The following is a 7,017-nucleotide window of genomic DNA, read 5'->3' on the forward strand; positions in this document are numbered from 1 at the left end:
GCAATGACCGCAGCAGTAGCCCAAGAGAACGCGAGCGGAGCGGACACTCAGTCCGGCCGTGTCGTTCGGGTCATCGGCCCCGTTGTGGACGTCGAGTTCCCGCGCGGCTCCATCCCCGCCCTGTTCAACGCACTCCACGCAGAGATCACGCTGCCGACGGTGGCGAAGACCCTGACACTCGAGGTTGCACAGCACCTCGGTGACAACCTGGTCCGCACCATCTCGATGCAGCCGACCGACGGTCTGGTCCGTGGCGCCTCGGTGTCCGACTCCGGCAAGCCGATCTCGGTGCCCGTCGGCGACGTCGTCAAGGGCCACGTGTTCAACGCCCTCGGTGACTGCCTCGACAGCCCGGGCCTCGGACGCGACGGCGAGCAGTGGGGCATCCACCGCAAGCCACCAGCCTTCGATCAGCTCGAGGGCAAGACGGAGATCCTCGAGACCGGCATCAAGGTCATCGACCTCCTCACCCCGTACGTGAAGGGTGGAAAGATCGGTCTGTTCGGTGGCGCCGGTGTCGGCAAGACCGTTCTGATCCAGGAGATGATCACCCGTATCGCGCGTGAGTTCTCCGGTACGTCGGTGTTCGCCGGCGTCGGTGAGCGCACCCGTGAGGGAACCGACCTCCACCTCGAGATGGAAGAGATGGGCGTCCTCCAGGACACCGCCCTCGTCTTCGGCCAGATGGACGAGCCGCCGGGCACGCGTATGCGCGTCGCCCTGTCCGCACTGACCATGGCGGAGTACTTCCGCGATGTTCAGGGCCAGGACGTGCTGCTGTTCATCGACAACATCTTCCGTTTCACGCAGGCAGGTTCCGAGGTGTCGACCCTGCTGGGACGTATGCCTTCTGCCGTGGGTTACCAGCCGACGCTGGCGGACGAGATGGGTGAGCTCCAGGAGCGCATCACCTCGACCCGTGGACGCTCGATCACCTCGCTGCAGGCGATCTACGTTCCCGCCGACGACTACACCGACCCGGCACCTGCGACGACGTTCGCCCACCTCGACGCAACGACCGAGCTGTCGCGTCCGATTTCGCAGATGGGTATCTACCCCGCTGTGGACCCGCTCAGCTCGACGTCGCGAATCCTCGAGCCGGGCATCGTCGGTGCGGAGCACTTCCGCGTCGCCAACGAGGTCAAGCGGATCCTGCAGAAGTACAAGGAACTGCAGGACATCATCGCCATCCTCGGTATGGACGAGCTTCAGGAAGAGGACAAGGTTCTGGTCGGTCGCGCACGTCGCCTCCAGAAGTTCCTCGGACAGAACTTCATCGTCGCCGAGAAGTTCACCGGTGAGGCCGGCTCGGTCGTGTCCCTCTCGGACACCATCGAGGCGTTCGACAAGGTCACCAAGGGCGAGTACGACCACCTTCCCGAGCAGGCATTCAACAGCTGCGGTGGACTCGACGACGTCGAGGCTGCAGCCAAGAAGATCGCCGGAAAGTAGCCCGACGTGACTTCTGCGGAAAGCTCCGGCATGGAGGTCGCTCTCGTCGCGGTCGAGCGCGAGTTGTGGTCCGGCAACGCAACTCTGGTCAGTGCTCAGACGACCGAGGGCGAGATCGGCATCATGGCCGGCCACGAGCCAGTGCTCGGCCAGCTCGTCGAGGCAGGCACGGTGTCCATCACGACGACCGACGGCGAGAAGATCGTTGCTGCGGTTCACGGTGGGTTCCTGTCCGTGACGGGTAAGACCGTCACGGTCCTGGCGGAGTCCGCGGACTTCGCTCAGGACATCGACGTCGACGCAGCCCGTTCGGTCCTCGACGCCGGCGGCGACGACAAGGAAGCCCTCGCTGTGGCGAAGGGCCGAATTCGCGCCGTCGAGCGGGCCTAGGTTCCAAGAGAAAGCCGCGACGAGGTTCTGTGATGCACATGGGAGTGATCGTTCTGATCATTCTGGTTGTGCTGCTCGCAGGCCTCGTCGCGGCTTTTCTGTACCGTCTCACCATTCTTCGTCGCGGTGGAACGGCTGCCATTCTGCGCATGACGCCCGCTGCGGGTGGAAGCGGTTGGCGGCACGGGGTCATCCGGTACGGAGACAACACCCTGGTGTTCTTCAAGCTGTCGAGCCTGCGGCCCGGCCCGGACCACCGGATGAGCCGTCAGGGCATCGAGGTCGGGGAGCGGCGCACCCCACGCAACGACGAGTTCGACATCATGTCCGACGAGATCGCGATTCTCGAGCTGACCGATCAGGGCCTGGGCTACGAGATCGCTCTCGACCGCGGTGCGCTCACCGCATTCATGTCGTGGCTGGAATCGCGTCCGTCCGGCCGTTCTCGGCGGGGTCGGCCCGCCGCCTGATCTACGTGTCGGTGGAGCGTGATGCTCCCGGCACCCATTTCACGTCACCTTCGGGGTTCGCGTACCTGCTCAGGATGAACAGCAGGTCGGAGAGCCTGTTCAAGTACTTCGCCGGTAGGACGCTCGTGTTCTCGGGGTTGGCGTCCACCGCGGCCCATGCCGAGCGCTCTGCTCGACGCGCCACGGTTCGGGAGGTGTGCAGCAGCGCCGCCAGGGGAGTGCCGCCGGGAAGAATGAACGAGTCGAGCGCCTTCAGGCCTTCGTTGAACTCGTCGCACCATCCTTCGAGCCGGTCGACGTAGGACTGATCGATGCGTAGGGGTGGATACTCGGGGTCTGCGACGACGGGTGTCGAGAGATCGGCTCCGGCGTCGAACAGATCGCTTTGAATCGTTCGAATGACCGAGACGACCTTCTCCGACGGATTGCCCAGTGCCAGAACGACTCCGAGGCTCGCGTTGGTCTCGTCGCAGTCCGCGTAGGCAACGAGCCGCGGATCGTTCTTCCCGACCCGCGAGAAGTCGCTGAGACCGGTGGTTCCGTCGTCACCGGTGCGGGTGTAGATCCGAGTCAGGTGCACAGCCATGGCGCTACGGTACCGCCCGGATGGGGCGACCGAACCCTGGCTACGCTGTCGAACTGTGAGTGAACGCTTTTTGGTCTCCGGTGGTAACCGGCTCGTCGGTGAGGTGTCGGTCGGCGGCGCGAAGAACAGCGTGCTCAAGTTGATGGCGGCAGCGCTGCTCGCCGAGGGCACGAGCACCATCACCAACTGCCCCGACATCCTCGACGTGCCGTTGATGGCCGAGGTCCTCCGCGGATTGGGGTGCGAGGTCGTGCTGGAAGGCGACGTCGTGCACATCACCACGCCGGCGGAACCCAAGCACCATGCAGATTTCCCGGCCGTCACGCAGTTCCGAGCATCGGTCTGTGTCCTCGGTCCGCTCGTCGCCCGGTGCAAACGAGCGGTGGTGGCTCTTCCCGGTGGTGACGCAATCGGGTCTCGTCCGTTGGACATGCACCAGTCGGGACTGCGCCTGCTCGGTGCGCACAGCGAGATCCAGCACGGCTGCGTCGTGGCGGAGGCCGAGGAACTTCGGGGCGCCAACATCCGTCTTGCTTTCCCGTCGGTCGGCGCGACGGAGAACATCCTGATGGCAGCAGTGCTCGCCAAGGGCGACACCGTCATCGACAACGCTGCGCGCGAACCCGACATCGTCGACGTGTGCAACATGCTCAACGAGATGGGGGCGCAGGTCAGCGGCGCCGGCACCTCCACGTTGACCATCAGGGGCGTCGAGTCGTTGAAGCCCACCACGCACAAGGTGATCGGTGACCGTATCGTCGCCGCGACGTGGGGAATCGCTGCCGCGATGACGCGGGGCGACGTGCGAGTTCGAGGCGTCAACCCCAAGCATCTGTCACTCGTGTTGGACAAGCTGAGGCTTGCGGGTTCGGAGGTGACGTCCGAGGCCGACGGGTTCCGCGTGGTCCAGCGTGAGCGGCCGACCGCCGTGAACTTCGCGACGTTGCCGTTCCCCGGTTTTCCCACCGATCTGCAGCCGATGGCGATCGGCCTCGCGGCGGTGGCCAACGGAACGTCGATGATCACCGAGAACGTGTTCGAAGCGCGCTTCCGGTTCGTCGAGGAGATGATCCGACTCGGCGCCGACGCCCGTACCGACGGTCACCACGCGGTGGTGCGTGGCGTAGCCCAGTTGTCGAGTGCACCTGTGTGGTCGTCCGACATCAGGGCGGGTGCAGGACTGGTACTCGCAGGACTGTGCGCCGACGGGGTCACCGAGGTGCACGACGTCTACCACATCGATCGGGGTTACCCGAGGTTCGTGGAGAACCTGACGGAGCTCGGCGGAAGCATCGAGCGAGTCAGCTGACGGACGTCAGCGCGTCGACCAGTACGTCGAGTCCGTAGGCCAGTTCGTCGTCGGACACCGATCCGTATCCGACGATCAGTCCGGTGATGGGCGACGGGGAACGTGTGGATCCAGCGAGAGTGTCGACATCGACGCCGGCCGCTGCCGCTCGTTCTGCCACGGCGACCGCGACCGTGGCGTCGAGCAGGAGTGTGGTGTGCATTCCAGCGCCGACACCACGAAGTTCACCGAAGGGCGCCAGAGCAGCGGCGACCAGTTTGTCGCGTTGCCGATAGACGCGGCGGGCAGCACGCACAGTTCTGTCCCACTCGCCGTCGCGTAGCAGCGAGAGCATCGCGTGTTGGACCGGTGTGGAGGGATAGTCGCCGAGGTCGGTGCGAACGTGTGCGATGAGTTCGACGACATCGGGCGGGGCAACGAGCCAACCGAGTCTGATACCTCCGCCCAGGGTCTTCGCCACCGTTCCGAGATAGACGGTGCGGTCGGGCGCCAGCTCCGCGATGGTGGGCAAAGGTGCTACGTCGTAACGGAATTCGGAATCGTAGTCGTCTTCGATGATCATCGCGTCGCGTGATCGTGCGTACGATGCGAGGGCGCGACGGCGGCCGACGGTAAGAAGGCCGCCGGTGGGGTACTGGTGAGACGGAGTGACGTACACCGCGCGTGTGGTCCGTGGCGTCATGTCCAGACGTTCGGTGACAATTCCGTCGAGGTCGACGGGAACGTCGAAGACGGACCACCCCCAGCGTCGTGCGGCTGTGGTCGCGACCCGGTAGCCCGGGTTCTCGTGTGCCAGGACCGGACGTGAAGTGCCGTCTTCGGTCGACAGTGCGGCCAGGGCCAGGCTCATCCCGTGCATGCTCCCCGTGGTGACCACTATGGATTCGGCTGACGTGTGAAGCCCACGCGCGCGGCCCAGTAGGTCTGCAAGGGCGGCTCGGAGTCGGTGGTCACCGCGAGGGTCCGGGTATTCCTGCGGTTGCGGGACTGCGCTGACGTCCCGCCACGCTCGCTTCCACGCCGCCGAGCTCGGGGGCACCCACGGTGTTCCGGTGGCAAGTCGAATACGGCCTAGGGTTTCCGTGGTTCCGGCGGTACGGGATGTGGTCGACGGCCGCGTCGGTGTGGTGACGCCGCTGAGGCGGCGCACGAACGTTCCCGATCCTGCGCGCGGTTGTAGCCACCCCTCCGCGGTCAGTTGATCGTAGGCGCTCTCCACCACGCCCCGAGCGACTTCGAGCTCGACCGAAAGCGCTCTGCTACTTGGCAATCGGGTGTTCGGTTCGATACGAGCGGAGTCTATGGCCGCGCGTATCCCGTCCGCGATCTGCACCGGCAGCGTGCGGGGATCCGTCCGGTCGACCGAGACGATCAGGGACATCGGCAGCATGCTCGCCTCCAAGTGGTCTATTGGAAATCGAGTTGATTGGATCATGACAGTAGGCCAATCATGACCGAGGATCGACAGTATGAGTACCGAAGCCGGTTTGTCGCCGACCGAACGCACCACCATCAGGCGAGGCAGAGTCCGAGCACGAACCGATCGCTCGGACCTGGCGGACGTGCTGGCGACCGCGCGGATATGCCACCTCGGCGTGGTGGTCGACGGGAGCGTGCGCGTTCTTCCTACTGTGTTCGCGGTCGATCATGACGGTCCCGATCCCGGCGGCACTCTGTACGTGCACGGATCGGTGGCCGCTCGCAGCTTGGTCGATGCGCCGAATGGGGAGATCTGCGTGACCGTCACCGTGCTCGACGGCCTGGTTCTGGCGAGGTCGGCGTTCCATCACTCCATGAACTACCGAAGCGCCGTCGTGTACGGCCGGCCGCGATTGGTTGGCGACGACGAGGAACGCGTGCGCGCACTTGCGGCGATCGTCGATCAGGTGGTGGACGGGCGCAGTGAGCATCTTCGTGCGCACACGCGGAAAGAGTTGGCGGCAACGGTGGTGCTCGCCCTCCCGCTCCACGAGGCATCGGTGAAGGCGCGGACCGGAGACCCGGTGGACGACGAGCGAGATGTCGACGCGGGTGGAGTGTGGGCAGGCGTCGTTCCCGTGCGCGACGACTTCGCCGAGCCGACTCGGGCGGCGGACGTGGACGTGAGAATCCCTGTGCCCGAGCATGTTCTGGCCCTCGTTCGACAATTCTGAACGCGTCTATGTCCGGCGTCACATTCACGAATTTTGCGACGAGGCGCTTTCGAGTTCGTCGTGACGAGCGAGCTACCTGCGGAAATGTTGTCCAGGATTTCCTCGACCTGGCGATTTGCGCGACGGATTCTGCTCGCGTAACTTTTGTCGAGTCAGAGCGACACGGACACCGACCAGGGCCTACACGGTCCCGGACACGAGGTTGGACGTCGGAGCCTGACGGAACATGAAATTCCAGTTCTACCCACCAAGAGTCGGAGCTTGCATCCGAGACCAAGCTGGGATAGGCTGGAGAAGTTGCCCCAAACACCCTGAAGCTACGGTTTCTTGGCTGTTCGGTGTGTGCGTGTTCTTTGAGAACTCAACAGTGTGTCGATGAATGTCAGTGCCGAATGTTTTTGGTGCTCATGCCTTTTGGGGTGTGGGTGTGACATCTTCTTGCTTCATTCTTCCCGTCTGGGGTGAGAAGATTTTTTGTAATGCTAGTTGAGTTTTTTTGCTAGTGATGTGGACTTGATGTCATTTGACTGATTCACGATCTTCGGATTGTTGTTTCTAGAGTCTTTTACGGAGAGTTTGATCCTGGCTCAGGACGAACGCTGGCGGCGTGCTTAACACATGCAAGTCGAGCGGTAAGGCCTTTCGGGGTACACGAGC

Annotated in this window: 7 protein-coding genes and 1 rRNA gene; 6 read left to right on the forward strand and 2 right to left on the reverse strand. The window is 64.0% G+C overall.

The window, feature by feature from the left end:
- Positions 1 to 3 precede the first annotated feature (3 nt).
- Genes atpD through H292_RS0124725 form a run of 3 tightly spaced genes read left to right on the forward strand, consistent with a single transcriptional unit; the run spans position 4 to position 2,312 of the window.
- Positions 4 to 1,452, forward strand: a complete 1,449-nt coding sequence (gene atpD, locus H292_RS0124715; RefSeq protein ID WP_019667285.1) for a F0F1 ATP synthase subunit beta — start codon at positions 4 to 6, stop codon at positions 1,450 to 1,452.
- A gap of 30 nt (positions 1,453 to 1,482) precedes the next feature.
- Positions 1,483 to 1,842: a F0F1 ATP synthase subunit epsilon gene (locus tag H292_RS0124720; protein WP_019667286.1), complete on the forward strand. Its 360-nt coding sequence runs from the start codon at positions 1,483 to 1,485 to the stop codon at positions 1,840 to 1,842.
- 32 nt (positions 1,843 to 1,874) lie between these two features.
- Positions 1,875 to 2,312 (forward strand): DUF2550 domain-containing protein, encoded by a 438-nt coding sequence (locus H292_RS0124725; protein WP_026348159.1) that lies wholly within the window; start codon positions 1,875 to 1,877, stop codon positions 2,310 to 2,312.
- A gap of 1 nt (position 2,313) precedes the next feature.
- On the opposite strand, the gene H292_RS0124730 is transcribed toward H292_RS0124725, so the two are convergent.
- Positions 2,314 to 2,898, reverse strand: coding sequence for a cob(I)yrinic acid a,c-diamide adenosyltransferase (locus H292_RS0124730; RefSeq protein ID WP_019667288.1), 585 nt, complete (start codon positions 2,896 to 2,898; stop codon positions 2,314 to 2,316).
- A 55-nt stretch (positions 2,899 to 2,953) separates the two neighbouring features.
- Between H292_RS0124730 and murA the strand changes: the two genes are divergently transcribed.
- Positions 2,954 to 4,207, forward strand: coding sequence for a UDP-N-acetylglucosamine 1-carboxyvinyltransferase (gene murA / locus H292_RS0124735; RefSeq protein WP_026348160.1), 1,254 nt, complete (start codon positions 2,954 to 2,956; stop codon positions 4,205 to 4,207).
- On the opposite strand, the gene pdxR is transcribed toward murA, so the two are convergent.
- Positions 4,200 to 5,597 carry a MocR-like pyridoxine biosynthesis transcription factor PdxR gene (gene pdxR, locus H292_RS0124740; RefSeq protein ID WP_020113170.1) on the reverse strand — a complete coding sequence of 466 codons (1,398 nt, stop codon included), beginning with the start codon at positions 5,595 to 5,597 and terminating at the stop codon, positions 4,200 to 4,202. The two genes, murA and pdxR, sit on opposite strands and share 8 nt — an antisense overlap.
- A 79-nt stretch (positions 5,598 to 5,676) precedes the next feature.
- Here pdxR and H292_RS0124745 point away from each other — a divergent pair, with 79 nt between their 5' ends.
- Complete coding sequence (locus tag H292_RS0124745) at positions 5,677 to 6,360, forward strand: pyridoxamine 5'-phosphate oxidase family protein (RefSeq protein WP_020113171.1); 684 nt, start codon at positions 5,677 to 5,679, stop codon at positions 6,358 to 6,360.
- Positions 6,361 to 6,924: 564 nt separating this feature from the next.
- A 16S ribosomal RNA gene (locus H292_RS0124750) occupies positions 6,925 to 7,017 on the forward strand; the annotation flags it as partial.

Source organism: Rhodococcus sp. 114MFTsu3.1 (assembly GCF_000383555.1).
GTDB lineage: Bacteria > Actinomycetota > Actinomycetes > Mycobacteriales > Mycobacteriaceae > Rhodococcoides > Rhodococcoides fascians_E.

Excerpts from the sequence above, each read along its gene's own strand:
- atpD (WP_019667285.1), top strand. The coding sequence starts at position 4 with ATGACCGCAGCAGTAGCCCAAGAGAACGCGAGCGGAGCGGACACTCAG.
- H292_RS0124720 (WP_019667286.1), top strand. The coding sequence starts at position 1,483 with ATGGAGGTCGCTCTCGTCGCGGTCGAGCGCGAGTTGTGGTCCGGCAAC.
- H292_RS0124725 (WP_026348159.1), top strand. The coding sequence starts at position 1,875 with ATGCACATGGGAGTGATCGTTCTGATCATTCTGGTTGTGCTGCTCGCA.
- H292_RS0124730 (WP_019667288.1), bottom strand. The coding sequence starts at position 2,898 with ATGGCTGTGCACCTGACTCGGATCTACACCCGCACCGGTGACGACGGA.
- pdxR (WP_020113170.1), bottom strand. The coding sequence starts at position 5,597 with ATGCTGCCGATGTCCCTGATCGTCTCGGTCGACCGGACGGATCCCCGC.
- H292_RS0124745 (WP_020113171.1), top strand. The coding sequence starts at position 5,677 with ATGAGTACCGAAGCCGGTTTGTCGCCGACCGAACGCACCACCATCAGG.